At 71.1% G+C, this 24,883-nt stretch carries 24 protein-coding genes and 2 pseudogenes; 14 read left to right on the top strand and 12 right to left on the bottom strand.

Annotated elements, in window-relative coordinates; translation table 11 throughout:
* The first annotated feature begins 22 nt into the window (after positions 1-22).
* Both OG410_RS19000 and OG410_RS19005 read left to right on the top strand, forming a co-directional pair.
* Positions 23-2,248: an acetate--CoA ligase family protein gene (locus tag OG410_RS19000; RefSeq protein ID WP_329300283.1), complete on the top strand. Its 2,226-nt coding sequence runs from the start codon at positions 23-25 to the stop codon at positions 2,246-2,248.
* Positions 2,249-2,321: 73 nt separating this feature from the next.
* On the top strand, positions 2,322-3,182 hold the full coding sequence (locus OG410_RS19005; RefSeq protein WP_329300284.1) for an enoyl-CoA hydratase/isomerase family protein: 861 nt from the start codon (positions 2,322-2,324) through the stop codon (positions 3,180-3,182).
* 210 nt (positions 3,183-3,392) lie between these two features.
* Here OG410_RS19005 and OG410_RS19010 read toward each other — a convergent pair whose 3' ends face one another.
* Positions 3,393-4,361, bottom strand: a complete 969-nt coding sequence (locus OG410_RS19010; RefSeq protein WP_329300285.1) for a hypothetical protein — start codon at positions 4,359-4,361, stop codon at positions 3,393-3,395.
* A gap of 164 nt (positions 4,362-4,525) precedes the next feature.
* Between OG410_RS19010 and OG410_RS19015 the strand changes: the two genes are divergently transcribed.
* Positions 4,526-5,155, top strand: a complete 630-nt coding sequence (locus tag OG410_RS19015) for a flavin reductase family protein (RefSeq protein WP_329300286.1) — start codon at positions 4,526-4,528, stop codon at positions 5,153-5,155.
* A 19-nt stretch (positions 5,156-5,174) separates the two neighbouring features.
* Here OG410_RS19015 and OG410_RS19020 read toward each other — a convergent pair whose 3' ends face one another.
* Complete coding sequence (locus OG410_RS19020; RefSeq protein ID WP_329300287.1) at positions 5,175-6,512, bottom strand: MFS transporter; 1,338 nt, start codon at positions 6,510-6,512, stop codon at positions 5,175-5,177.
* Positions 6,513-6,584: 72 nt separating this feature from the next.
* Here OG410_RS19020 and OG410_RS19025 point away from each other — a divergent pair, with 72 nt between their 5' ends.
* Complete coding sequence (locus OG410_RS19025; RefSeq protein ID WP_329300288.1) at positions 6,585-7,586, top strand: GlxA family transcriptional regulator; 1,002 nt, start codon at positions 6,585-6,587, stop codon at positions 7,584-7,586.
* Position 7,587: 1 nt separating this feature from the next.
* Here OG410_RS19025 and OG410_RS19030 read toward each other — a convergent pair.
* Positions 7,588-7,974: pseudogene (locus OG410_RS19030) on the bottom strand (alcohol dehydrogenase catalytic domain-containing protein); the annotation flags it as partial.
* Positions 7,975-7,976: 2 nt separating this feature from the next.
* On the opposite strand from OG410_RS19030, the gene OG410_RS19035 reads away from it, so the two are divergent.
* From OG410_RS19035 to OG410_RS19065, 7 genes and pseudogenes are all read left to right on the top strand, one after another.
* Positions 7,977-8,276 (top strand): hypothetical protein, encoded by a 300-nt coding sequence (locus tag OG410_RS19035; protein WP_329300289.1) that lies wholly within the window; start codon positions 7,977-7,979, stop codon positions 8,274-8,276.
* A complete protein-coding gene (locus OG410_RS19040; protein ID WP_329300290.1) occupies positions 8,273-9,631 on the top strand; it encodes a hypothetical protein in 1,359 nt (452 codons plus the stop codon). The genes OG410_RS19035 and OG410_RS19040 overlap by 4 nt, the downstream gene beginning before the upstream one ends.
* 14 nt (positions 9,632-9,645) lie before the next feature.
* Entirely contained in the window at positions 9,646-10,059 is a 414-nt protein-coding gene (locus OG410_RS19045; protein WP_329300291.1) for a hypothetical protein, read from the top strand.
* Positions 10,046-10,354: a hypothetical protein gene (locus OG410_RS19050; protein ID WP_329300292.1), complete on the top strand. Its 309-nt coding sequence runs from the start codon at positions 10,046-10,048 to the stop codon at positions 10,352-10,354. The genes OG410_RS19045 and OG410_RS19050 overlap by 14 nt, the downstream gene beginning before the upstream one ends.
* Positions 10,355-10,429: 75 nt before the next feature.
* Positions 10,430-10,678 carry a hypothetical protein gene (locus OG410_RS19055; RefSeq protein WP_329300293.1) on the top strand — a complete coding sequence of 83 codons (249 nt, stop codon included), beginning with the start codon at positions 10,430-10,432 and terminating at the stop codon, positions 10,676-10,678.
* 41 nt (positions 10,679-10,719) lie between these two features.
* Positions 10,720-11,361, top strand: a complete 642-nt coding sequence (locus tag OG410_RS19060; RefSeq protein WP_329300294.1) for a hypothetical protein — start codon at positions 10,720-10,722, stop codon at positions 11,359-11,361.
* Positions 11,362-11,367: 6 nt separating this feature from the next.
* Positions 11,368-11,535, top strand: a pseudogene (locus OG410_RS19065) (AraC family transcriptional regulator); the annotation flags it as partial.
* Positions 11,536-11,627: 92 nt separating this feature from the next.
* On the opposite strand, the gene OG410_RS19070 reads toward OG410_RS19065, so the two are convergent.
* The 3 genes from OG410_RS19070 to OG410_RS19080 form a co-directional block, all read right to left on the bottom strand.
* A complete protein-coding gene (locus OG410_RS19070; RefSeq protein WP_329300295.1) occupies positions 11,628-12,677 on the bottom strand; it encodes a Zn-dependent alcohol dehydrogenase in 1,050 nt (349 codons plus the stop codon).
* A 100-nt stretch (positions 12,678-12,777) separates the two neighbouring features.
* Positions 12,778-13,968, bottom strand: a complete 1,191-nt coding sequence (locus tag OG410_RS19075; protein WP_329300296.1) for an acyl-CoA dehydrogenase family protein — start codon at positions 13,966-13,968, stop codon at positions 12,778-12,780.
* Positions 13,969-14,000: 32 nt separating this feature from the next.
* Positions 14,001-14,912 (bottom strand): SDR family oxidoreductase, encoded by a 912-nt coding sequence (locus OG410_RS19080; RefSeq protein WP_329300297.1) that lies wholly within the window; start codon positions 14,910-14,912, stop codon positions 14,001-14,003.
* 96 nt (positions 14,913-15,008) lie between these two features.
* On the opposite strand from OG410_RS19080, the gene OG410_RS19085 reads away from it, so the two are divergent.
* Positions 15,009-15,944, top strand: coding sequence for a cyclase family protein (locus OG410_RS19085; RefSeq protein ID WP_329300298.1), 936 nt, complete (start codon positions 15,009-15,011; stop codon positions 15,942-15,944).
* A 641-nt stretch (positions 15,945-16,585) separates the two neighbouring features.
* On the opposite strand, the gene OG410_RS19090 is transcribed toward OG410_RS19085, so the two are convergent.
* The 4 genes from OG410_RS19090 to OG410_RS19105 form a co-directional block, all read right to left on the bottom strand.
* The gene (locus OG410_RS19090) at positions 16,586-17,047 is read right to left on the bottom strand and encodes an ATP-binding protein (RefSeq protein WP_328669694.1); all 462 of its coding nucleotides are present in this window, start codon (positions 17,045-17,047) and stop codon (positions 16,586-16,588) included.
* Between the two features lie 479 nt (positions 17,048-17,526).
* Positions 17,527-18,540 (bottom strand): acyl-CoA dehydrogenase, encoded by a 1,014-nt coding sequence (locus tag OG410_RS19095; protein ID WP_329300299.1) that lies wholly within the window; start codon positions 18,538-18,540, stop codon positions 17,527-17,529.
* Positions 18,541-18,549: 9 nt separating this feature from the next.
* Positions 18,550-19,704, bottom strand: a complete 1,155-nt coding sequence (locus OG410_RS19100; RefSeq protein ID WP_329300300.1) for an acyl-CoA dehydrogenase — start codon at positions 19,702-19,704, stop codon at positions 18,550-18,552.
* Positions 19,704-20,891 (bottom strand): amidohydrolase family protein, encoded by a 1,188-nt coding sequence (locus tag OG410_RS19105; protein WP_329300301.1) that lies wholly within the window; start codon positions 20,889-20,891, stop codon positions 19,704-19,706. Before OG410_RS19105 ends, OG410_RS19100 begins: the two co-directional genes overlap by 1 nt.
* A gap of 192 nt (positions 20,892-21,083) precedes the next feature.
* Here OG410_RS19105 and OG410_RS19110 point away from each other — a divergent pair, with 192 nt between their 5' ends.
* The gene (locus OG410_RS19110; RefSeq protein ID WP_329300302.1) at positions 21,084-22,616 is read left to right on the top strand and encodes a class I adenylate-forming enzyme family protein; all 1,533 of its coding nucleotides are present in this window, start codon (positions 21,084-21,086) and stop codon (positions 22,614-22,616) included.
* 24 nt (positions 22,617-22,640) lie between these two features.
* Here the strand turns inward: OG410_RS19110 and OG410_RS19115 are convergent, their stop codons facing one another.
* Entirely contained in the window at positions 22,641-23,153 is a 513-nt protein-coding gene (locus OG410_RS19115; protein ID WP_329300303.1) for an EF-hand domain-containing protein, read from the bottom strand.
* A 243-nt stretch (positions 23,154-23,396) separates the two neighbouring features.
* Positions 23,397-23,729 carry an STAS domain-containing protein gene (locus tag OG410_RS19120; protein ID WP_326790909.1) on the bottom strand — a complete coding sequence of 111 codons (333 nt, stop codon included), beginning with the start codon at positions 23,727-23,729 and terminating at the stop codon, positions 23,397-23,399.
* 527 nt (positions 23,730-24,256) lie between these two features.
* Here OG410_RS19120 and OG410_RS19125 point away from each other — a divergent pair.
* On the top strand, positions 24,257-24,838 hold the full coding sequence (locus OG410_RS19125; RefSeq protein WP_328669700.1) for a sigma-70 family RNA polymerase sigma factor: 582 nt from the start codon (positions 24,257-24,259) through the stop codon (positions 24,836-24,838).
* Positions 24,839-24,883: the final 45 nt, after the last annotated feature.

Genomic DNA, 24,883 nt, shown 5'->3' on the forward strand with positions numbered 1-24,883 from the left:
TCACACAGGAGCGGGCGGACCGATGCTTGGATCAACCCACGGCACCCTCACCACCGACTCCCGCCGGGCCAGGGTCATCGCCTGCGGCGAGCAGCCCTCGCCGGTCGTACACGGACGGCCGGCCGAGGTCGACGACCTGGACGTCAGCGGTCGTCCGCTGTACGCCGCCGTACCCGATCTGGACCGCTTCTTCCGTCCCGGGTCCATGGCCGTCATCGGCGCCTCGGACGCCGAGGGACGGCCGAACACCGGGATCACCCGGCAGCTGATCGGCTGGGCCGAGCGGGTCGGCGCCCGGCTCCACCCGGTGCATCCCACCCGTCGGTCCGTCTTCGGTCTGCCGTGCTTCCCGTCCGTCGCGGACCTGCCGGAGCAGGTGGATCTGGCGGTGCTCCTCGTCGGTGACCCCCTTCCGGTGATCGGTGAACTGGCCGAGGCCAAGGTGAGGTTCGCGGTCGCCTTCGCCTCCGGATTCGCCGAGACCGGGGCCGAGGGCGCCGCCGCGCAGACCCGGCTCGCAGCCGCCGTACGCGGCTCCGGCCTGCGGCTGCTGGGCCCCAACACCAACCTCAACGCGTTCGAGAACTTCCGCGACGACCTCGACGGCCCCGCGGTCGCGCTCATCACCCAGTCCGGCCACCAGGGCCGCCCGGTGTTCGCGATGCAGCAGCTGGGCGTCCGCATCTCGCACTGGGCGCCCACCGGCAACGAGGCCGACCTGGAGACCGCGGACTTCATCTCCTACTTCTCCGAGCGGCCCGAGGTCGGCGCCATCGCCTGCTACGTCGAGGGGCTCAAGGACGGCCGCTCCTTCCTGCTCGCCGCCGACCGCGCCGCCCGGCGCAAGGTGCCCGTCGTCGCGGTGAAGGTCGGCCGCACCGAGACCGGCGCCCGGACCGCCGCCTCGCACACCGGAAAGCTGACCGGCGCGGACACCGTGGTGGACGCGGTGATGCGGCAGTACGGCGTGATCCGTGTCGACGGGCTCGACGAACTCCAGGACACCGCGGCCCTGCTGGCGCGGGCCCGGGCACCGCAGGCCGACGGGGTCGTCGTCTATTCGATCTCGGGCGGCACGGGCGCGCACTTCGCGGACCTGGCGACCGAGGCGGGTCTCGACCTGCCGGTCCTGTCGGAGGCCAGGCAGGCCGAGCTGCACACCTGGATACCGGAGTACCTGAACGTCGCCAACCCGGTCGACAACGGGGGCCACCCGGTCGGCGACTGGCGCGGCCGGAAGATCATCGACGCGATCCTCGCCGACCCCGCCGTCGGCGTGCTGGTCTGCCCGATCACCGGGCCCTTCCCGCCGATGAGCGACAAACTGGCGCAGGATCTGGTGGACGCGGCGGAACAGACGGACAAGCTGGTGTGCGTGGTGTGGGGGTCGCCGGTCGGCACCGAGGCGGCCTACCGCGAGACCCTGCTCGGTTCCTCCCGGGTCGCGACCTTCCGTACGTTCGCCAACTGCATCACCGCCGTCCGCGCCCACCTCGACCACGCACGGTTCACCGCCGCCTACCGCTCCCCCTTCGACGAGGCCCCGCGCACCCCGTCGCCCTCCTTCCGCAAGGCGCAGGCCCTGATGCGTCCGGGTCAGCAGCTCAGCGAGCACGGCGCCAAACAGCTTCTGCGGGCGTACGGGATCCGCGTGCCGCGCGAGCAGTTGGTGACCAGCGCGGCGGCGGCCGTGCGGGCGGCGAGCCAGGTCGGCTACCCGGTGGTCATGAAGGCCTCCGGCGCGCAGATCGCCCACAAGACCGAACTCGGCCTGGTCAAGATCGGGCTGACCTCCGCCAGCCAGGTCCGCGACGCCTATCGCGAGCTGACCGACATCGCCCGCTACGAGGGAATCTCGCTCGACGGGGTCCTCGTCTGCCAGATGGTCGAGCGGGGCGTCGAGATGGTCGTCGGTGTCACGCACGACCAGCTCTTCGGACCGACCGTGACCGTCGGGCTCGGCGGGGTTCTCGTCGAGGTGCTGCGGGACACCGCCGTGCGCGTGCCGCCCTTCGGTGACGACCAGGCGCGGGCCATGCTGTCCGAGCTGCGGGGGCGGGCCCTGCTCGACGGGGTGCGCGGGGGCCCGCCGGTGGACGTGGACGCGCTGGTCGAGGTCGTGATCCGGGTCCAGCGCATGGCGCTGGAACTCGGTGACGAGATCTCGGAGCTGGACATCAATCCGCTGATGGTGCTGCCCCGGGGACAGGGCGCCGTGGCCCTGGACGCGCTGGTGATGTGCCGCTGAGCCGAGGCCGACCCCGACGCGGGCCCGCCACCGCACGAAACGGGCCCATCCCCGCACGAAACGGAGCACCTTCATGACCGACTCCCCCCGTGTGTCCCGTGAAGCTCCCGAATCCCCTGAATCTCCTGAACCTGCCGAAAAGTCCCTCGACTCATTGATACGTCACGCCACTGACAACGCGGTCTCGTGGATCACCCTCGACCGGCCCGAGGCGATGAACGCGCTCACCTGGGACCAGCGCGAGCGCGTGATCGATCTGCTCGCGGCGGCGTCCGCCGACCCCGGCGTGCGGGCCGTGGTGATCACCGCCACGGGCCGCGGGTTCTGCGCCGGAGCGGATCTGCGGGGCGGTCCGCCCGCCGGGGAACGGGTGCCGGGTGATGTCGCCCGCACCATCCGGCTGGGCGCGCAGCGTCTGATCGCCGCCGTCCTCGACTGCGAGAAGCCGGTGATCGCGGCGGTCAACGGCACGGCGGCCGGGATCGGCGCGCACCTCGCCTTCGCGTGCGACCTCGTCCTCGCGGCCGAACCGGCGCGGTTCATCGAGGTGTTCGTGCGCCGCGGTCTCGTACCGGACGGCGGCGGGGCCTATCTGCTGCCCCGCCTCGTCGGCCCCCAGCGGGCCAAGGAGCTGATGTTCTTCGGCGACGCGCTGAGCGCTTCGGACGCCGAGCGGATCGGGCTCGTCAACAGGGTCGTACCGGCGGAGGAGTTGGAGAAGACGGCCCGCGCGTGGTCCGAGCGGCTCGCCACCGGGCCCACCCGCGCCCTCGCCCTCACCAAGCAGCTCGTCAACGCCTCCCTCGACACCGACCGCGCCGGCGCCTTCGCGGCGGAGGCGGCGGCGCAGGAGATCAACATGACGACGGCGGACGCCAACGACGGCGTGAAGAGCTTCGTGGAACGCCGGGCCCCCCGCTTCGAGGGCCGCTGACAAACCGCACCCGGCGCACCCGGCGACGCGCGGAAGGGGACGCGCGGAAGGCGACGTGCCGGTACATCACATGTCCGCAGGTCGCAGGTCGCAGGCCGGACGGATCACCACCCACGCCCACTTCGCGACACCGCTGAGATCCGTCCGGATACGAGCGGATGTACCGGCGCGGCCCCGCCCCCCACCGGCCGAACCCGGACGCGACCCCCTTCACCCCCGCCGCAATATGCGCAGATCCCCCGCGTCGGGGTCGCCGAAGAGGACGAAGAGTTCCGGGTGGGCCTCGGTGCCGCCGATGGTCCAGTACGTGTCGTGGCCGCAGTCGCCGACGCGCACGACCACGCCGTCCCGCCGATCGGTGACGGGCCCGTCGGCGTACGGGTCGTAGCGGCCGGCGGTGTCGAGGAACCAGGTGCCGGCGCCGTCGCAGCGCGTGAACTCCTTGGTGGTCACGTCCCCGAACTCGGGCTGGGCGGGCACGGCCGAGAGCTCGGCCCGCCCGTCCGCGCGCAGCCGCAGCTCGGCCCCGTGATCGCCGCGCCAGACGCCGGTGAGCCGGTCGGCGCCGAGCTTCGGGGGCTCGTACTCCTGGATGAGTCCCGTGGCCAGCCCCACGGTGCCCGCCGCCACGACCAGCACGCATGCCCCGAGGGCCACGAGCGCCGAGCGGAGCCAGACGCGGTCGGCGCTCGGCGGACGTCCGGTGACGCGTTCGCGCCGCCGTACGAAAGCGACACCCAGCGTCGGCGGGACACCGGACACGGCGATCAGCAGGGCCGTGGTGCCGGTGGGCGCGAGGCCGCCGAGTGCGACCGCGAGAGCGGCCCAGAGCGTGCCGAGCACCAGCACGGAAGCCAGGTGCCAGGCACCCTCGGGACCGGGTGCGTGCCGGGTCACCGACCGGGCGAGCGTGGCCGCCGGCATCGTATACATCGCCGCGTGCAGCAGCCCGAGGACGGCGAGCAGCGGCGGTCCGAGGACCAGCATGCACAGGAACCCGAGGCCGGCGAGTCCACCGCCCAGCCCCACGCCGTAGTCGTCGTCGTCGAACGTACCGACCCACCAAAGGGTGAGGGCGACCGCGAACTGCGCCGCGCAGATCGCCGCGGCGAGGTTCACCTCCCCGTCCGCCCACGCCAACCGGGAGCGCGCGCGCTTCTCCGAGTCTCCCCACCCCATGAGGCGAAAGATACGCGGGCGAAACACACGGCTCCCCGAGGGGTTCCCGCGGGAGCTCCGGCCGGCCTCGTGGGGCCTCCGCCCCTGACCTGTCGCGCTCCCGCCCTCCGGGCCTCGCCCACCCCTTCCTATCTGACATGCCGTCAGCTTCAATGGAAGGCGTGATGGGACACGCAGGGATGGCCGCCGCCGCCGTCCGCTACCTCAGGTCGGCCGGGGCCCCCACCGTCGCGGGGCCCGTCGAGGCGTTGCCGCGCCCGGATCTGCGCGCGGTCGGCGAGGACGAGCGGGCGCCGGTCGATCCGGTCCGATTCCGGTACGTGCTGGGCCACTTCGCGACCGGCGTGACCGTCGTGACGGCACCGGCCGCGGGCCCCGGCGACCCGGCGGGCCCGGCCGGGTTCGCCTGCCAGTCGTTCGCCTCGCTCTCCCTGGACCCTCCGCTGATCTGCTTCATGGTCGGCCGTACGTCCACGACCTGGCCGCGCATCGCCCGTGCCGGCGTGTTCTGCGTCAACGTACTCGGCGCGCACCAGGGCGACTTGTGCCGCGGCTTCGCGGTGAGCGGCGCGGACAAGTTCGCCGGGGTGGTCCACGACGCCGCTCCGGTGTCCGGCTCCCCGCGCCTCGCGGGCGCCGCGGCCTGGATCGACTGCACGATCCACGCGGTGCACACGGGCGGGGACCATCTGATCGTGGTGGGCCGCGTGGACGCCCTCGGCGCGAGCGGCGACGGCGACGAGGGCGCCGAGGTACCGCCGCTGCTCTTCCACAAGGGCCGGTTCCTCACCTGACGCAGGGACGGACCGCCCGTCACGCGGGGGCCGGTGACACCGCCGGTGCCGGTGCCGGGACCGCCGGACGGCGGCGGCGGATCACCAGGGCCATCAGCGCGGCCGCGGCGCACAGCGCGCCCGAGGCGTACCAGACCACGTCGTACGAGCCGAACCGGTCGCGGGCGAAGCCGCCGAGGAAGGCGACGAGGGCGGCGCCGACCTGGTGGGAGGCGAGGACCCAGCCGAAGACGATGGCGCTGTCCTCGCCGTACTGCTCACGGCACAGCGCCAGGGTGGGCGGGACGGTGGCCACCCAGTCGAGGCCGTAGAAGACGATGAAGAAGATCATCGGCGGGTGCACGGTGGGGGCCAGGAGCATGGGGAGGAACAGCAGCGAGATGCCGCGCAGGGCGTAGTACACCGCCAGCAGGCGGCGCGGCTCGAAGCGGTCGGTGAACCAGCCCGAGGCGATCGTGCCGACCACGTCGAAGACACCGATGACCGCGAGGAGCGAGGCGGCCGCCTGGACGGGCATGTGGTGGTCGTGGGCGGCGGGCACGAAGTGCGTCTGGACCAGGCCGTTCGTCGAGGCGCCGCAGATCGCGAACGTCCCGGCCAGCAGCCAGAAGGGGCCTGTGCGGACGGCGGAGAACAGCACGGTCACCGCGCGCCGGGCGGCCCCCCGCACCGGCGCCGGCTTCGGTACGAACTCCGTCGCCCCGTAGGGCATCTGGCCCACGTCGGCCGGGTGGTCGCGCAGCAGCAGCCAGACGAAGGGGACGACCGCGAGGGCGGCGAGGGACACGGTCACCGCGGCCGGACGCCAGTCGTGCTCGGTGACGATCCAGGACAGCAGCGGCAGGAAGATGAGCTGTCCGGAGGCCGAGGCCGCCGTCAGGATGCCCGTCACCAGGCCCTTGCGTTCGGTGAACCAGCGGTTGGTGACCGTGGCCGCGAAGGCCAGTGCCATCGAACCGGACCCCAGGCCCACCAACAGGCCCCAGCACAGGAGGAGTTGCCAGGCGGCCGTCATCCACACCGTCAGCCCGGAGCCGACCGCGATCACGGTGAGGGCGACCGCCACCACGCGCCGGATGCCGAAGCGGTCCATGAGCGCAGCCGCGAACGGCGCCGTGAGTCCGTAGAGCGCAAGGTTGATCGAGACCGCCGCGCCGATCGTGCCGCGCGACCAGTGGAACTCCTGGTGCAGCGGGTCGATCAGCAGTCCGGGAAGCGACCGGAAGGCCGCCGCGCCGATGATCGTCACGAAGGTGACGGCGGCGACGAACCAGGCGCGGTGGACACGGTGGGAGGGTGCGGGGCGGACGGGTCGGGAGTCCTCCGCGGCCTGCGCGGCTTCGGTTGTCTGGGTCACGTCATTGAGCTTCGGGGAACGGGGCACCGGTGAACCACTGGCCCGAGAGACAGTATTCGTTAGGATCGGGCCATGGCCATTCCCGGTACGCCGCCCCGGCATCGCGTCGTCGTCCTCGCTCTGGACGGTCTGATCCCCTTCGAGCTGGGCATTCCGCAGCGCATCTTCGGCAAGGCGCGGGACACCGACGGGCGCCCGCTGTACGAGGTCGTCACCTGCTCGGTCCGGTCGCCGGGCCCCGTGGAGACGGACGCGGACTTCTCGGTCCTCGTCGGCAACGGACCCGAGGCGCTGGCCACCGCCGACACCGTCGTTGTCCCGGCCTCGTACGAACTGGGCCCCGTGGAGCAGGAGGGCATCCTGACCCCGGAGCTGGCGGCCGCCCTCACCCACATCCGTCCCGGCACCCGCCTCGTCTCCATCTGCACCGGCGGCTACGTCCTGGCCGCCGCCGGATATCTCGACGGCCGCCCCGCCACCACGCACTGGATGCACGCCGAGCACTTCCAGCGGCTCTTCCCGAGCGTCAGCGTCGACGCGGACGTGCTCTTCGTCGACGACGGAGACGTCCTCACCTCGGCCGGGGTCGCGGCCGGGATCGACCTGTGCCTGCATCTCGTACGCCGCGACCACGGCGCCGCCGTCGCCAACGAGGTGGCCCGCCGGACCGTCGTACCGCCGCACCGCGACGGCGGCCAGGCGCAGTACATCCAGCGCCCGGTCCCGGAGGCCGGCTCGGCCGGCACGACCGCCGCCCGCGCCTGGGCACTCGGCCGCCTCCACGAGCCGATCCAGCTGCGCGACATGGCCGAGCAGGAGTCCATGTCGGTGCGCACCTTCACCCGGCGTTTCCGCGAGGAGGTCGGTGTCAGCCCCGGCCAGTGGCTCACCCAGCAGCGCGTGGAACACGCCCGCCATCTCCTGGAGTCCAGCGACCTGTCCATCGACCACGTGGCCCGCGACGCCGGCTTCGGCACGGCCCAGTCGATGCGCCAGCACCTCCAGGCGACCCTCGGCGTCACCCCGACCACCTACCGGCGCACCTTCAGATCCGGCACCGGAGCCGGCCGGTGACCTCCGACCGGCCGCCCCGGGCCCGGTTCAGGACCGCTCCGACACCCGTGAGGACCCCGCAGCCGATCAGCGCGGCCGAGGCCGGCGGGATGTCCTTCGGGATGCGGACCGCCTGCACCGCCTTCACCACCGTGCGTTCCGCGAAGGCGGAGTTGGCGGCGAACTGGTGGAGCGGCTCGCCCTAGCGCGCGAACGGCCGCTGCGGCATACCGATCGCCTTGCAGCACATCGTGGGCCGTCCCCGGTCGCACTCGGCGCAGGTCCCGCAGTTGGCGAGGGTGGACAGCGCCACATGGTCGCCGGACTCGACATGGGTGACGCCCACGCCCACGGCCTCCACCACGTCCGCGCCCTCATGGCCGAGCACCACGGGAACAGGGAAGGGCATCAGTGGCAGACCCGGACCTGACGGTCGACTACGACTTCCTCGCGGACTCCGAGCGATTGCTTGGCCAACTCAAAAGAACCTTCACGGATATCGAGAACCGTCGCGACGACATGCGTCAGCGCTGGGGCTCCGGTGCGATAGCTGACGCCATGGGCGATTTCGTCGACAACTGGGACGACTACCGCACCAAGCTCATCGAGGGAATCGAGTCGGTCGGCCAGCAAGTAGCCGGCACCAAGAAGGCGTTCGAGAAACTCGACCATGAGCTGAGCAAGCGCGACGAAAAGAAGCAGAAGAAGTGACAGCGTCCAAACACCGCCCGGTCGACTGGCAGCCGCTATGCGATTCCGACCCGGTACCCGGCGACCCGGAGGAGATCCGCGCCGAGGTCCGCCACATGGTGTCGGTCGCCGAGAAGCTCAGGGACCAGGCCAAGAACCTCCAGGCCATCAGCAACGAGGACAAACTCAAGGGCAAATACGCCAAGAGCCTGCGCGAGGAGTCCTCCACCCTGGAGAAACACATGCGGGAGGTGGCCGGTCGTTACGAGCGCGTTCACGGTCACCTCACCACTTGGGCCAACGAGTTGGAGGACTTCCAGTCCGACGCCGACAACGTACTGCGCCGGGCCAAGGAGAAGCGGGAAGAGATCGAGGCCGAGAAGGCGAAGGAGTCCGCCTCCGGCGACAAGAACGCTCCGAATCCGTCCGTCAGCGGAACAGACCATGATCCACTGCAGGAATACCGGAATCAGCTGAACACTGTCACCGGCGAGCGCGACACCCGCGCCAACCACCACGCGGGCAAGATCAAGGACGGTATCGATGACGTCATCGAGGACTCGTGGTGGGACGACGTCAAGGGCTGGGCCCATGACAATGCGGACCTGATCAAGGCCTTCATCGATGTTCTCGGCTGGGTGGCGACGGCGGCAGGCTTCCTGGCGCTGCTCATACCCGGTCTGAACTTGCTCGTTCTGGGCATCGCGATACTCACGGTCGGGCTCAGACTCCTTCTGGTGGCATCCGGCGATGCCACCTGGACGGATGTCATCTTCGACGTCGTGGGTGCGCTGCTCGTGGTGGGTGGCCTCGGGGCCGCCGCGAAGCTTGCCGGCGGCGCCAAGGCCACCGTGGGTGCTGCTCAGACGGCCCGGACCGCCGGCCTGAGCAGAGGGCTCAGCGGCGTCAAGGGCGTCATGGACGACATGGGGCGGGTGATGACCAAACTGCCGGAAGGGCAGGGGCGGCAGGCCATCGGCGGGGCTCGTAACGCCATGCGCAAGTCCATCTCCCAGAACACCGGCCTGGTGGCCAAGGGACCGCTGAGCGTCAGCCCGCTGTCGACGTTGGCGCACCTCGGCGACAAGGAGATGGCGGGCATGGCGAAGATGCTGAAAGCGAACAAGGCCGTCTTCCCGGAGGCCGCGGGAGCCGCCGCGGGAGCCGCCGCGGACAAGGCTTACAGGTCCTACCAGGCGGGCCTCGGCGTCGCCTGGACCGGCATGGGGATGGACGTCATGGACAAGTCACTGGGCAAGAGCGACCTGACAAGCTACACCCACGAAAAGTTCGGGACCGGCGAGAAGCCGTACAACGCGCCGTACTCCGACTGGAAGGACAACACCCTCAAGCCCGCCCCCGACACCCACTGGTAGCAAGAAGGAAGACCATGGATCTGCACTCGGCACAACGCATCACCGAGGCGGAAGAGGGCCGCACCGGACTCGGCACCGGTCCCAACCGTCGGCTCCGGCTCACCCTGATCATCGGAATGCCCCTGGTCTTCCCAGTATTCGGGATCATGATCCTGGTGCCGAAGTCCCTGATGAACGACGTCCTTTACGTCTATGAGGCCGGGATCGTCGGCTGCCTCCTGCACTACGTCCGGGTCTTCGCGAAGTACCCCCGGCACGCGGGCCGTCCGCCCTACCTCACCCGGGATCTCGCCATGGGCGGCGGCTTCTTCCTGCCCTCGATGTTCCTGGGTTTCTGGCCGGGCATATTCGCCGCCCCGGCGTGGGCGGTCTTCGTCGGCGTCGCCTACGCGTTGGAAGAGAGGCGGGAGCGCCGTGGCCACCACTGAGCACCACCGGTCCCCGACCGGCTTCAACCTGGTGCCACCGCCCGGCTGGGACGTGATTCCGCTACGCACCGGTACCCAGGAAGCGATGGACCGCATCGTCCGCAAGGCCGTCGCGCAGCTGCCCGTCGGCTTTCCCAAGGACGACATTCCGCAGGCCCGGCTGAAGCTCGTCAAAGAGATGAAGAAGGTTGTCCGCCAGGCCCGCGCCAAGGGGGGTATGACCCTCTACCTCCCCACCGAACGTCTCCACGGCGTCGCGCTGCCCGTCTCGATCGTCGCCTCCGAACCGATCTAGATTCCGAGGGCCAGGCCCGACAGCGGGCCGGAAGCGGTCCTGCTCGCGCTCGCCTCCGAGACCCCCGGAGCCGAGATGCGGGAACTCGACCACGCGGCAGCCCTGCGCTCGGAACGAGATGTCCCCGCCGACACCGCAAAGGGCATCGACGCCGCTCACCGCCGGGTCGAGTACTTCGTGCCGATCCCGGACAGCACTCCTGACCAGTACTGCACCTTCTCCTTCAGCGCCCTGATCGCGCCCGGCTCGGATCCCGCCTTCTACGACACCCTCGTGGAGCTGTTCGACGCCGTGATGAGCACCTTCCGCTGGAGCTATGCCTGAACACTCCCCCCTGCCCGTGCCCCTGACGAAAGAGACCGCTCATGTCCGACGGCACCCTGTGGAGCGCCGACCTCGGTGCACCACTGCACATCGACACGGATGCCAACCCAGGCCTCTGGGGCTATCTCCACCTCCGGATCGACAAGAAGACCTTCAAGGAATGGCTGGACCAGCACCTGCTCGGCCTGGCCGCCATCCACGGCATTGAGCTCACCCGCAAGCTCCGCCGATTCCACAAAAATTTCTACGAGCAGACGCTGGTGACGCTCCGTGACAAGCTCCAGGCCGACGAGGCGTTCATCTACCACCCCGTTCCGCTGACCTGCATGCCTCTGGTGATGCACGCCACCCGCCTCCACTGCGAGGCCCGTGACGCGGCATCCTGTGAGGGAGTCACCGCGTTCACGGTGCCGCACCCGGAGATCCCCGAGTGGCAGCAGCGAACCGGCAGCATTCCGTTCGCCTCTCCACACCTGGGCGCGGACGGGGTCCGGGTCACCCGCTCCTACCCTGCGGACAACACCATCATGATGACCTCGGTGACGTACCACTGGCACACCCCGCCCGGCCTCCCCGACGTCCTGCTCCGCGGGCACCACGACGATCCGGAAGTGATCGCCGCGGCAATGGAGGCACTGGACGACTTCGCGCGAACGCTCCGGCTTCCTGGGGCGGCCCATTGACCGACGCTGCCGGGGGCGGACTCGAACGGTGAGGGCATCAAGCGGCGCTTGAGGAGCGACCGGATCCCCTTCGAGCCGGGCATTCCGCAGCGCGTCTTCGGCAAGGCGCGGGACACCGACGGGCAGCCGCTCCACGAGGTCGTCACCTGCTCGGTCCGGCCGCCCGGCCCGGTACCGGCGCACCTTCGGGTCGGGCACGGGAGCCGACGGAGCCGACGGCGGGAACTCCCTTGTCTCAAGAACGACATGACGGCCCGAAACCGTCTCTAGAACGTCAGCACCGCCCTCGCCACCTTCCCCGCGTGCGCGTCCTCGGCCGCCCTCTCGAAGTCCTCGACCGGGTACGTCGCCGTCACCAACTCGTCGAGCAGCAACCGGCCTTCGCGGTACAGCTCGGCGTACAGGGCGATGTCCCGCTGGGGGCGGGACGAGCCGTAGCGGCAGCCCAGGATGGACTTGTCGAGGTACATCGACGAGACGAGGAAGGAGGCCTCGGCCGTCGCCGGGGGGACGCCGAGCAGGATCGCCTGGCCGTGCCGGTCGAGCGCGTCGACGGCCTGGCGGATGAGTTCGACGCGGCCGACGCATTCGAAGGCGTGCTGGGCTCCGGTGGGCAGGATGTCCTTCACCCCGTCCACCGAGGTGAGGAAGTGCGTCGCGCCGAACCTGCGGGCCACGTCCTCCTTGGCGGGATTGGAGTCGACGGCGACGATCCGCAGGGCGCCCGCGAGCCGGGCGCCCTGGATGACATTGAGACCGATGCCGCCGGTGCCGATGACCAGGACGGTGTCGCCGCGGTCGACCCGGGCCCGGTTCAGGACCGCTCCGACGCCCGTCAGGACCCCGCAGCCGATCAGCGCGGCCGAGGTCAGCGGAATGTCCTTCGGGATCCGGACCGCCTGCACCGCCTTCACCACCGTGCGCTCCGCGAAGGCCGAGTTGGCGGCGAACTGGTGGAGCGGCCGGCCCGAGCGCGCGAACGGCCGCTGCGGCATGCCGATCGCCTTGCGGCACATCGTGGGCCGCCCCCGGTCGCACTCCGCGCAGGTCCCGCAGTTGGCGAGGGTGGACAGCGCCACATGGTCGCCGGGCGCGACATGGGTGACGCCCGCGCCCACGGCCTCCACCACGCCCGCCCCCTCATGACCGAGGACCACGGGAACGGGGAAGGGGATGGTCCCGTCCACCACGGAGAGATCGCTGTGGCAGAGTCCCGCCGCGACGATCGCCACCTGAACCTCTCCGGGCCCTGGATCGCGTATCTCCAGGTCGTCCACGACCTGGGTCCTCTTCCCGTCGAAGATCACGCCTCGCATCGCGCCGGCTCCCCTCTTCCCGGGCCAACCCGGGCTGTCCGTGGGCTGTTCCCGGTCCGCGCCGGGCCGTTCTCGTGCCGTATCCGGCCGTCCTGCCCGCTCATGGCCGGCCCCGGGGTTCCCTCGGCAGGCCGAGCGCGCGCTCGGCGATGATCGTGCGCTGGATCTCGTCCGAGCCGCCGTAGATCGTGTCGGCACGGCTGAAGAGGAACAGGTGCTGGGCGGCGTCCAGTTCGTAGGGCAGCGCGGCCGACCGGTCCGCCGGACCCGCCGCCGCGGCGGCCCCCCGTACCTGGACCGCCAGTTCACCGAGCCGCCGGTGCCAGCCGCCCCACAGCAGCTTCGCCACACTCGGCGCCCCCTCGCCCCCGGAGCCGCCGGCCCTCCCAGGGCTTCCCGGGCCCTCGGAACCGCCCAGGGTGCGCAGGGCGTTCCATCGCATCGTGCGCAGCTCGGCCCACGAGCGCACGAGCCGGTCGCGTACGACGGGATCCCCGGCCGCTCCCGTCGCGACGGCCGTCCGCAGCACGCGTCCCAACTCCTCGGCGAATCCGATCTGCTGGGCCAGCGTGGAGACCCCGCGCTCGAAACCGAGCAGGCTCATGGCGACCCGCCAGCCGTTCCCCTCGCCGCCGACCACGTGCCCGGCCCGGGCCACCGCCCCGTCGAAGAACACCTCGTTGAAGTCGCTGGTGCCGGTCAGCTGGCGGATCGGACGGACCTCGACGCGGCCGGGCTGGTCCATGGGGACGAGGAGGAAGGACAGGCCGTGGTGGCGGGTGGACCCCGGCTCCGTGCGGGCGAGCACGAAGCACCAGTCGGCCTCGTGGGCGAGCGAGGTCCAGGTCTTCTGCCCCGTGATCCGGTACTCCCCCGTGTCCGTCGCCCGTGCGGCGGTCGTCCGGACGCCCGCCAGGTCGGAGCCCGCGCCGGGTTCGCTGTATCCCTGGCACCACAGCTCCCGGCCCTCGGCGATCGGCGGCAGGAAGCGGCGCTTCTGCTCCGGTGTCCCGTGCGCGATGAGCGTGGGCGCCAGCAGGTTCTCGCCGATGTGCCCGGAGCGGGCCGGCGCCCTGGATCGGGCGTACTCCTCGGCCCACACGACCTGACGGGTCAGGTCCGCACGCCGGTTGCCGTACCCGTCCTCCTGCCAGCCGAGTCCGATCCAGCCGCCCTTCCCGAGTTCCCGCTCCCAGTCGCGGCGCCCGGGGGTGCCGGTCAGACGCTCCTCCAGCCAGGCCCGCGCCTCGCGCCGGAAGGCCTCGTCCTGCGGGCCGAATGCGAAATCCACGCGCTCTCCTCCCACCGCGCCCGGGGGCACGATCACGCGTTGGGGCGCGCCTTGTCCGCCGCCGCCCGCGCCATCGCCTCCAGTTGTTCCAGCAGCGGCATCGGATCGACGCCGACGGTCCCGGGCAGGAAGTCGGCGATCCTCTCCGGGGTCCAGGCGCCCTCGGCGTATCCGGCGCGCAGTTCGCGCGGCTGGGCCCATACGGCGATCTTGGGTCCGGCGATCGTGTAGACCTGCCCGGTGATGCGTTCCGCGCGGGCGCGGTCCGACAGCAGGTAGACCACGAGCGCGGCCACGTCCTCCGGTTCGCCGATCTCCTTCAGCTCCATGGGCACGTTCGCCGACATGCGGGTACGGGCGACGGGCGCGACCGCGTTCGCGGTGACCCCGTACTTGTGCAGTCCAAGAGCCGCGCTGCGCACCAGTGAGATGATTCCGCCCTTCGCCGCGCTGTAGTTGGCCTGCGCGACCGATCCCTGGTGGTTGCCGCTGGTGAAGCCGATCAGCGTGCCCGAGCCCTGCTTGCGCATCACCGCCGAGGCGGCCCGGAAGAGCGTGAACGTGCCCTTGAGATGAGTGGCGACGACCGGGTCCCACTCCTGCTCGGACATGTTGAAGAGCATCCGCTCACGCAGGATGCCGGCCACGCACACCACACCGTCGATCCGCCCGTACGAGGCGAGCGCGGTGTCGACGACCCGCTGCCCGCCCGCCATCGTCGAGATGTCGTCGGCCACCGCGACCGCTTCCCCGCCGGCCGCCTCGATCTCCTTGACGACGGTGTCGGCGACCGAACTCGTGGGCTCGCCGCCCTCGACGGACACGCCGTAGTCGTTCACGACGACGCGTGCGCCCTCGGCGGCCGCGGCGAGGGCGACCGCCCGGCCTATCCCCCGGCCCGCGCCCGTGACGGCGACGACCTTGCCCGCAAGGAAGTTCCCCATGCCCGGCCCCTTCCCGCAGTTTCTGACGGTCCGTTAGATTCAACTCGGATTCTACGACCCGTCAGATGCCTGGAGACAAGCCCCTGGGGAGGACTCATGTCGCGGCCGACGCTTCATCCGGAGTTCCACGAGATCGCGAAGCGCGTCAACAACTGGGGGCGCTGGGGGGCCGACGACGAGATCGGGACGCTGAACCTCGTCACCGACGAGGTGGTGCGGGAGGCCGCCGCGACCGTACGGACCGGGCACCGCGTGCCGCTCGCCCTGCCGCTCCAGCAGGACGGTGTGCAGACCGGGATGATCCCGGGGCGGGTCAATCCGCTGCACGCGATGGTGCAGATCAACCAGGAGATCTTCGGCCCCGACACGGTGGCATGCAGCGACGACGCCGTGACCATGGGCCTCCAGGCGGCCACCCACTGGGACGCGCTGCCCCATGTCTCGCACTCCGGCAGGCTCTACAACGGACGCCCCGCCTCCACCGTCACCCCGCACGGCGGCGCCGAGTTCAGCGGGATCGACAAGCCGCGGCACATCGTCTCGCGGGGTGTCCTGCTCGACGTGGCGCGGGCGCGCGGCGAACACCGGCTGGCCGGCGGGCACGCCGTCACCCCCGAAGACCTGGAGGCCGCGGAGGAGCTGGCGGGCACACGGGTGAGGGCGGGCGACATCGTGCTCGTGAGGACCGGACAGATCCAGGTGTATCTGGCGGGCGACAAGCACGGGTACGGGTATCCGTCGCCGGGTCTGTCGGTGCGCACTCCCGAGTGGTTCCATGCGCGCGATGTCGCGGCGGTCGCCAACGACACCCTGACGTTCGAGGTCTTCCCGCCCGAGATCGAGGACCTGTGGCTGCCCGTGCACGCGCTCGATCTGGTCGAAATGGGGATGATGCAGGGCCAGAACTGGAATCTCGAAGAGTTGTCCACAGCCTGTGGACAAGAAAACCGATACGACTTCCTGCTGTCGGCGATGCCGGAACCCTTCGTCGGCGGCACCGGCACCCCCGTGGCACCCGTGGCCATCCTCTGACGACCCGTCCGCCCCGAGGGGGTGGCTCCAGGGGTCCGTCCGGCCGTGGACCGGCCCAGGGCTTCTCCGTCCGAGGGCCGATCCAGAGCCTGTTCGTCCAAGGGCCGGGTGGCGGCGCGCCTCCCCCACTCTCGACTGCGCCCGGCCGGAAGGTCCCCACCTCTCCCCGGGCACGGCATCGCGCGCCGCCATCCGCCTCCGGCGTTCCCGCCCTGCCTCCCCTGGCCGTGGGGAAACCGACGCCGAATCACGACCCGCACTCGCCGAGGGTCCCCGTCACCGGAACCCTCGTCGTCCCCTCGCGGCGAATCGCTGAACACAAGCGTGATCAAACGGACACGCCACGTCAACACCCGATCGGGGATTTGCGGCGCTCCACCCTATTTGAGACTGCGCGTACGGAAGCACGACCCGGCGCATTCGGCCACAACCGCGGCCGTGTACAGCGCTTTCGTGCATACATGCACAAAACGCGAGATGCGCGCGAAGAGGAGGGACCGCCAGGACACCCTCGGCCGCACGGCACAGCACGACAGCGCATGCGGCAGCGCACCGCACGTCACGGCACGCCACGCCACGTCACGGCACGGCGCGGCACCCACGAGGAAGCGGGCCGGCCGGGCCGGACGGCCGGACAGGTCCTAGACCGCCTCGTACGCGTAGCCGCCATAGGCGCCGTACGGGGAGTCCTGCGCCGCGCCCGAGGCGCAGCGGTCCAGCTCGCACCAGATGCGCTTGCCGGCACCCTCGGGATTCCAGCCCCAGCGGTCCGCGAGGCCGTCGACCAGTTCCAGACCGCGGCCGTTGGTCTCGTCACCGTCCGCGTGCCGGGGCATCGGCGGCCGGGCGCTGGAGTCGGCCACTTCGAGGCGCACGGTGGCGTCCCCGGCTCCGCCCGGCAGACACAGGCGCAGCACGGCCGGACACCCGGTGTGCACGACCGCGTTCGTGACGAGCTCGGAGACGAGCAGGATCAGCGTCTCGGCGAGTGGTTCATCGGCGTCTATCCCGGACCCCGCAAGCCTCGAACGGGCCCACCGCCGGGCTCGCCCCACCTCTGCGGGGTCGGGCCGGATCTCCAGCTGCACTTGAAGCACCTGCACCGCTCACACCATCCGAACCGGCGGACACATCGCCTCGCGCCTCACAAGGGCCACGATCGTAGCCATTTTCTGCATGGCCAGAACAAGGATCACGGAACGTGATTCCCTTGCGAGACAGCATGGTTGACGTACAGTCACCCCAACAAGCGCTTCGGGCATATTCCAGCGCGAAGGAGTACGCGTGCGGCATACTGTGCGACGCTCGCCAAGGGGAGTCGAACAGGCAGGTACGGGGGTCCGTCCCGCCTTGCGAACGGCGCGCATCGCCGGGTCCGGCGCGGCCTCGGGGGCAACACCGGGATGGCTCAGCCTCAGAACCACTCGCATCCCACACAAGGTACCGGAGCCCGGCGCTGACTCCAGGCCGTGACAAGTCACGCCTAGGACACAACCCGGTCTCAACGCTCCGTGATCCCGTTCTGCCACGATCCGCGACATCCGCCCCCGTTCCTCCCGCGGCGCCCCGGCGCGGCGGCCCTTCACGCCGTCCCGGCCACCAGATCGTCCGCCGACTCCTCCTCACTCCGCGTGGCTCCACCGGCGCGGTGCGTCCGCGTCCACGCTCTCTTCAGGTGCAGATGGACGTCGGACTCCCAGGTGAAACCGATGCCGCCGTGCACCTGGAGGCAGTCGCGGGCACCGCGCACGGCGGCCTCGTCGGCGAGCAGGCGGGCCGCCGCGATGTCCACCGGGTCGGCGGTGACGGAGGCGGCGTAGACGGCCGCGCGGGCCACCTCGACCCGCGCGAGCATGCCCGCGCACAGATGCTGCACCGCCTGGAAGGCGCCGATCGGCCGCCCGAACTGTTCGCGCGTCCGGGCGTGTTGCACGGCGCTCTCGCAGGTTCGGGCGGCACTGCCGAGCTGTTCGGCGGCGGTGAACAGCGACGTGAGGAGCCCGTCCGGCGTCCGGGCCGCCCGGAACGCGCCCCCGCCGGGCGGCCGGCCGTCGGTCGCGGGCAGCCGGTGCAGGGGGGTCAGCGGGTCCACCGGGACCAGCGGCTCGGCTCCGGTGACATCGCCCCGGACGACGTCGGCCTCCTCCAGCCATTCCACGAGTGGCCCGTCGGCGGACGTCACGACCACCTCACCGGCGGCGGCCCCGGCCACGAAGCCCGCGGCGAGGTGCGTGGCGATCAGCGGGCCCGGCAGCAGGACCCGCCCCGCCTCCTCGAAGGCCAGCACCGCCTCCGGGAGGCCCTGCCCCACGCCGCCCTCGGCCTCGGGCAGGCGAAGCGCGAAGAACCCCGCCGCGCCCAGTTCGCGCCACAGCTCCCGGTCGAGAACCCGAGCGCCCTCCCCGCGCCTCCCGTCCGCCCCCTCTCTCCCGCCTGCCGTGGCCTTCCCGTCCGCCCTCTCCGGGGCGTCCGCCCCGCGCCTCCCGTCCGCCCGGTCCACGGCCGCGCGCAACGCCTCCCGTCCGAACCGGCCCTCGAACAGGTCGCGTACGCCCTGCTTCAAGGCCCGTTGGTCGTCGGTGAGCCGGAAGTCCATCTCTCGGACTCACCTCCCCCTGGGAAGGCCGAGGATCCGCTCGGCCACGATGTTCCGCTGGATCTGCGACGTGCCGGCCGCGATGGTGTACGACAGCGACGAGAGCCGGTCCAGGGTCCACTCCCGCCCCAGGTCCAGGGACTCGGGACCGAGAACCTCCGCGGCTGCGTCGTACAGCTCCTGACGGGCGTGCGAGTACCTCAGCTTGAAGACCGAACCGCCGGCACCGGGCACGCCCCCGGCGCTCTGCGCCTCGCTGACGTTCCACTGGGTGAGCCGCCACAGCGCGCGGAACTCGGCGTTCAGCCTGCCGAGACGGCGGCGCAGTACGGCGTCGTCCCAGCGGCCGTTCTTCCGTGCCTCGCGCGCGACCTCGGACAGGACGCGCCGGCAGGCGACCACCTCGCCCACGAAGGCGGTGCCCCGCTCGTAGGAGAGCGTCACCATGGTCACGCGCCAGCCGTCGTTCTCGGCGCCCACCCGGTTGGCGACCGGGACCCGCACCTCGTCGAGGAAGACCTCCGCGAACTCGGTGGAGCCCGCGAGCGTGCGCAGCGGCCGGACGGTGATCCCGGGCGCGTCCATGGGCATGGCGAGCCAGGTGATGCCCCGGTGCTTGCGGGCGGCGGGGTCCGTCCGTACCAGCAGCTCGCACCAGTCGGCGACCTCGGCGTGCGAGGTCCAGATCTTGGACCCGCTCACCACGTAGTCGTCGCCGTCGCGCCACGCGCGCGTGCGCAGCGCCGCGAGGTCCGAGCCCGCGTCCGGCTCACTGAAGCCCTGGCACCAGACCTCCTCGCCGCGCAGCACGGGCGGCAGCCAGCGCGCCCGCTGCCCGGCGCTTCCCTCGGAGGCGATGGTCGGCCCCGCGTGCAGCAGCCCGACGAAGTTGGCCCCTACGTAGGGGGCGCCCGCCTTCTCCGTCTCCTCCAGGTAGATGAGGTGCTGGGTCGGGGTGGCACCCCGGCCGCCCGCGTCGACGGGCCAGTGCAGCCCCGCGTACCCGGCGTCGTACAGCATCCGCTGCCAGCCGAGGTCGTACGCCCGTCGCGCGGGCCAGTCGCGCGGGGACGGTTTCGGCGGCAGCTCCGGCAGGACCCCGGCGAGCCACGTCCGCAGCCGCGCGCGGAACTCCTCCTCCTCGGGCGTGTACGTCAGGTCCACTACAGGTCCAGCTCCAGCATGCGGATGGCGTTGCCGCGCATCAGCTTGTGGACCGTCTCGTCGTCGAGGCCCTTCACATGGTCGAGGGCGACCTCCTTGGTGTGCGGGAAGGTCGAGTCGACGTGCGGGTAGTCGGTCTCGAAGGTGGCGTTGTCGCGGCCCACCACGTCCAGGGACGCCACCCCGTGCTTGTCGCGGAAGAAGCAGCAGAAGATCTGCCGGTAGTAGTACGTGGACGGGGGCTCCGGGATCAGATCCCTGACCCCGCCCCAGGCGCGGTGCTCCGACCAGACGTCGTCGGCGCGCTCCAGGGCGTACGGGATCCAGCCCATCTGGCCTTCGGAGTAGGCCAGTTTGAGGCGCGGGAACTTCACCAGGACGCCGCTGAACAGGAAGTCCATCATGGAGGCCATCGCGTTGTTGAAGGACAGCGCGGCCTGGACGGCGGGGGGCGCATCGGGGGACGCGGCCGGCATCTGGGAGGACGAGCCGATGTGCATGTTCACGACCGTCCCGGTCTCCTGGCAGACCGCGAAGAACGGGTCCCAGTGGCCGGAGTGGATGGAGGGCAGCCCCAGATAGGTGGGGATCTCGGAGAAGGTGACGGCCTTGACGCCCCGGGCGGCGTTGCGGCGGATCTCGGCGACCGCGAGGTCGATGTCCCACAGGGGGATCAGGCACAGCGGGATCAGCCGGCCGCCGCTGTCGCCGCACCACTCCTCGACCATCCAGTCGTTGTACGCCCGCACGCAGGCCAGGGCGACTTCCTTGTCGTGGGCCTCGGCGAAGGTCTGGCCGCAGAAGCGCGGGAAGGTGGGGAAGCAGAGGCTGGCCTCGACGTGGTTGAGGTCCATGTCCTTGAGCCGCTCGGCGGGGTCCCAGCAGCCGCGCCGCATCTCCGCGCGGGTGATGCCTTCCAGCGTCATCTCGTCGCGGTCGAAGCCGACGGCGGCGATGTTGCGCTTGTACGGGAACTTGAGGTCCTCGTAGATCCACCAGTCGGTCGGCGGACCGTCCGGGTCCATGGTGATCTGGTACTTGCCCCCGACGTAGGCGAGTTCACCGATTCCGGCGGTCAGCGGCTTCGGCCCCCGGTCGTGGTACTTCCGTGGCAGCCAGGTCTCGAAGAGGTGCGCGGGCTCGATCACATGGTCGTCGACGCTGATGATGCGGGGCAGTTCGGTCATGGTCCCCTCCGCCTGGCGTATGTTTCTGATGACCCGTCAGATTCAACTCCACAAGCAGGCTAGCCCCGCGCCTATGGACCGACAAGGCGCCGAGCCCTACGCTCTGCGCACAATCTGACTGTCCGTCAGTTCTGTACGTCAGCTCTGCACGTCAGCTCTGTTCGCCGAAGTGACCGACCACAGGGGGTCGCAGTGAACGACATCGCACACGCCCTGAGTTCCGCGCGCACGCTGTGGGAACTGGTCGAGCGCCGCGCCGACCTCACCCCCGACCGGCCCGTCCTGCTCCAGGGCGACCGTTCCCTGAGCTTCGGCGAGCTGCGCGACCGCGCCGAGCGGGTGGCGGCGGGCCTCCACGACAAGGGCGTACGGCCGGGCACGGTGGTCGCCTGGCAGCTCCCCACCCGGATCGAGACCGCCCTGCTGTCCTTCGCGCTGGCCCGCGTCGGCGCCGTGCAGTCGCCGGTGATCCCCTTCTACCGCGACCGTGAGGTCGGCTTCGCGCTGCGGGAGTCGAAGGCCGAGTACGTCGCCGTACCGGGCCGGTGGCGCGGCTTCGACCACACCGCGATGGCACACCGGCTGGACGCGAAGAACGTCTTCGAGGCGTACGACGAGCTGCCCGACGGAGATCCCGCCGTCCTGCCCGGCCCGCCCACGGACGGCACCTCCGTCCGCTGGATCTACTGGACCTCGGGCACCACCTCCGACCCCAAGGGTGTGCTGCACACCGACCGTTCGCTGATCGCGGGCGGCTCCTGCCTCGCCCACGCGCTGCGGCTGTCCGAGAGCGACGTCGGCTCGATGGCCTTCCCGTACGCGCACATCGCCGGGCCCGACTACACGGTGATGCTGCTGCTGTACGGCTTCCCGGCCGTGATGTTCGAGCACTTCGCGCTGCCCGCCGCCCTGGAGGAGTACCGCAGGCACGGCGTGACGGTGGCGGGCGGGTCGACCGCGTTCTACTCGATGTTCCTCGCCGAACAGCGCAAGCAGCCCGGGGAGCCGGTCATTCCCACGCTGCGGCTGCTCGCCGGCGGCGGGGCCCCGAAGCCGCCCGAGGTCTACCACTCCGTCGTCCGGGAGATGGGCGTACAGCTCACCCACGGATACGGGATGACCGAGGTCCCGATGATCACGATGGGCGCGCCGGACGACACGGCCGAGAACCTGGCCACCACGGAGGGCAGGCCGCCGCAGGGCATGGAGATACGGATCGTGGACACGGCGGGCGCAGCCCGGCCGTGCGGTGTCGACGGTGACGTGCGGCTCAGGGGGGAGGCCGTCTGCCGGGGATATCTGGACCCGGAACAGACCGCGGAGGCGTTCGACGCGGACGGGTTCCTGATCACCGGGGACGTGGGGCATCTGACCGGGAGCGGTCACCTCGCCCTGACCGGCCGGGTGAAGGACATCATCATCCGCAAGGGCGAGAACATCTCCGCGAAGGAGATCGAGGACCTGCTGCACCGGCACCCGGCGGTCGGCGACGCCGCCGTGATCGGACTGCCCGACGCCGAACGCGGGGAACGCGTGTGCGCGGTCGTGGAACAGCCGCCGGGTGCCCCGGAGCTGACGCTGGCCGCGGTGACGTCGTACCTGCGCGGGGAAGGGCTGTCCGTGCACAAGCTGCCGGAGCAGCTCGAGGTCGTGGACGCCCTTCCGCGCAACGAGACGCTACGGAAGGTGCTCAAGTACCGGCTCAGGGAGCGTTTCTCGGGGTGAGACCCGCCCGCCGGCCCGCTCCGGCTATTCCGGAACGGTGAAATAGCGGGCGAAGCCGCTCACGATCTCCGTCTCGCCGATCCGTCCGTCGGTGTCCGTGTCCAGGGCGGCGGCCACGGTGGCGGCGATGCCGTCGCCCACTCCCAGGGCCCTGAGGACGCGCGTGGTCTCCTCGACCGTGGCCGCGCCGTCCCCGTCGGTGTCCGCCACCGCGAGGGCCGCGTGCAGGAAGGGTCGGGCGATCTCGGCGAACCGGTCGGGGTTGTCGCGCAGCCGCTTGACGGCGCCGCTCACGAACTCCTCGCGCGTGATCCGCTGGTCGCCGTCCCGGTCCGCTATCCCCGCCATGCCCTGCCAGAACGCCTCGGCCCCGATGTAGAGGGCCTGGCCCTTGTCCGACCGGGCCGGCGTGCCGAACTCGGCGAGGACGGCCTTGGTCGCGGCGTTGAAGTCCTCCCGGTCGATGTAGCCGTTGCCGTCCTGATCGAAGCCGGCGAACCGGGCGGCGATCCTGCGCTCGTACTCGGAACTGACCATGGTGTGTCGGACCGCCTCACTTCTCAGCCGGCCTCGGCCGGACTGCGGTTCATCTGGGACGGAGCGTACGACGCCCGAACCGTCCCCGGCGCCGGAAGGCGACGGTTGTACCAAGACCGCAAGAATTCCGGGACAACGGCGTGCTGGTGTGCCGCGCGGTGATCAGGTGCTGTCGCTCCGGGCGAGGGCCAGAGGCGGGGGTGGGGGAAGGGGAGGGGAGGCGTACGGGCCGTGACCGGGCCGTCAGGCCGACAGCGGGCGGGACTCCTCGTCCGTGGCCGCGTCGACGTCGGGGTACACGTCGAAGAGCCGGCGCACGCCGAGGGCCCCGAGGACGCGGTTCACGTGGGAGCCGTCGACCGCGCCCTGCGCGGGCAGGATCAGCCGCAGACGCCCCCGGCAGGAACGCATGAGACGGCGGGCGGCGATCAGGACGCCGACGCCGCTGGAGTCGCAGAACACGACCTCGGACAGATCCAGGACGACGCTGTGCCGGCCCGCCGCCACCACGTCGTGGACGTTCTGGCGCAGCGCCGGCGACGTCACGAGATCGAGCTCGCCCGACACCCGCAGCACGGCCCACTCGCTCTCGTGGCGGCGCGGAACGTCCGAACCGCCCGCAGTCCCTCTCCCCGTACCGTCCGCGCCGCTCTCGCCGTCGGTCACGTCGGTCACGTGCGTCACCTTGAGCGTCACCGCCACGCCTCTCGCTCGCCTCGCCCAGCAGAAACGGAAGCACTCCGTACGCTTCCTTCCAGCGCGGCTGCCCCGCCGTAGTTCCATGAAACACGGATCCCGCCAGGAAGAAACGCCTGTCTACGGTCGAAAATGCTTCACGAGGGTTCTCTTTCGGTCGCATATGGACAGTTGCGATCAGGTACGAGGGTGGAACGGGCGCGCTTCTACCATCCACGGCCTGTCGAGGGGCGCACATTGACGCAAAGGGGCGTGCGCTGTCGGACGTGCCGACTACATTCAAGACAGCGGGTGCGCACAGGCTGGACGGCAGCAACCGCATGGCTGGACAGCGACAGGGGACACGGCCGGTACACCGGCCGGACGCAGGGACGGGCGCCGGGCACGACCAGGGGTGAGGGGGCCGTATGGCGACGCAGGACGCACCGCCCCGCTGGGACCGCAGGATGCAGCAGCGGCTCTCACGCGGGGAGGCCGCCGCGCTCGGCGAGCTCTACGACCGGTTCGCCTCGCTCGTGCACGGTCTCGCCCATCGCGTGCTCGGGGACGAGCGGGCCGCCGACGGGATCACCCGCGAGGTCTTCACCCAGGTCTGGGAGAACCCTGACGCCTACGACCCCAAACAGGGCCCGCTGCGTTCCTGGGTCGCCACCCTGACCCACCGGCTGGCCGTGCAGCGCCTGCGCGCCACCGAGACCGCCGCGCTCGCCAGGAGCGGCGACGGCACCGCCGAGGAGCTGGAGCGCAAGGTGCGCAGCGCGTCCGTCGCCGCCCGCGCGGACTACATCGTCACGTCCATGCCCACCCCGCTGCGGACCGCTCTGGAACTGGCGTATTTCCAGCGCCGCGACTACCGCCAGGCGGCCGCCGATCTCGGCGTCACCGAGGACGAGGCCCGCCGCCGGCTGCGCCTCGGCCTCCAGCTGCTGTCCACCGCCCACGACGCCGGGCCCGCCGCCGCGCCGCCGGAACCCGGGGGTGCGGTGTGAGCGGGGAACCTGGCCGGTTCGCATCGTTCGGCGACGAGGAGGGGC

The sequence above is a fragment of the Streptomyces sp. NBC_00659 genome, assembly GCF_036226925.1.
GTDB lineage: Bacteria > Actinomycetota > Actinomycetes > Streptomycetales > Streptomycetaceae > Streptomyces.

Coding starts and splice junctions, on each gene's coding strand:
- OG410_RS19000 (WP_329300283.1), top strand. CDS start 23: ATGCTTGGATCAACCCACGGCACCCTCACCACCGACTCCCGCCGGGCC.
- OG410_RS19015 (WP_329300286.1), top strand. CDS start 4,526: ATGGGACACGCAGGGATGGCCGCCGCCGCCGTCCGCTACCTCAGGTCG.
- OG410_RS19060 (WP_329300294.1), top strand. CDS start 10,720: ATGTCCGACGGCACCCTGTGGAGCGCCGACCTCGGTGCACCACTGCAC.
- OG410_RS19045 (WP_329300291.1), top strand. CDS start 9,646: ATGGATCTGCACTCGGCACAACGCATCACCGAGGCGGAAGAGGGCCGC.
- OG410_RS19115 (WP_329300303.1), bottom strand. CDS start 23,153: ATGGTCAGTTCCGAGTACGAGCGCAGGATCGCCGCCCGGTTCGCCGGC.
- OG410_RS19085 (WP_329300298.1), top strand. CDS start 15,009: ATGTCGCGGCCGACGCTTCATCCGGAGTTCCACGAGATCGCGAAGCGC.
- OG410_RS19025 (WP_329300288.1), top strand. CDS start 6,585: ATGGCCATTCCCGGTACGCCGCCCCGGCATCGCGTCGTCGTCCTCGCT.
- OG410_RS19105 (WP_329300301.1), bottom strand. CDS start 20,891: ATGACCGAACTGCCCCGCATCATCAGCGTCGACGACCATGTGATCGAG.
- OG410_RS19010 (WP_329300285.1), bottom strand. CDS start 4,361: ATGGGGTGGGGAGACTCGGAGAAGCGCGCGCGCTCCCGGTTGGCGTGG.
- OG410_RS19080 (WP_329300297.1), bottom strand. CDS start 14,912: ATGGGGAACTTCCTTGCGGGCAAGGTCGTCGCCGTCACGGGCGCGGGC.
- OG410_RS19070 (WP_329300295.1), bottom strand. CDS start 12,677: ATGCGAGGCGTGATCTTCGACGGGAAGAGGACCCAGGTCGTGGACGAC.
- OG410_RS19095 (WP_329300299.1), bottom strand. CDS start 18,540: ATGGACTTCCGGCTCACCGACGACCAACGGGCCTTGAAGCAGGGCGTA.
- OG410_RS19005 (WP_329300284.1), top strand. CDS start 2,322: ATGACCGACTCCCCCCGTGTGTCCCGTGAAGCTCCCGAATCCCCTGAA.
- OG410_RS19055 (WP_329300293.1), top strand. CDS start 10,430: ATGCGGGAACTCGACCACGCGGCAGCCCTGCGCTCGGAACGAGATGTC.
- OG410_RS19125 (WP_328669700.1), top strand. CDS start 24,257: ATGGCGACGCAGGACGCACCGCCCCGCTGGGACCGCAGGATGCAGCAG.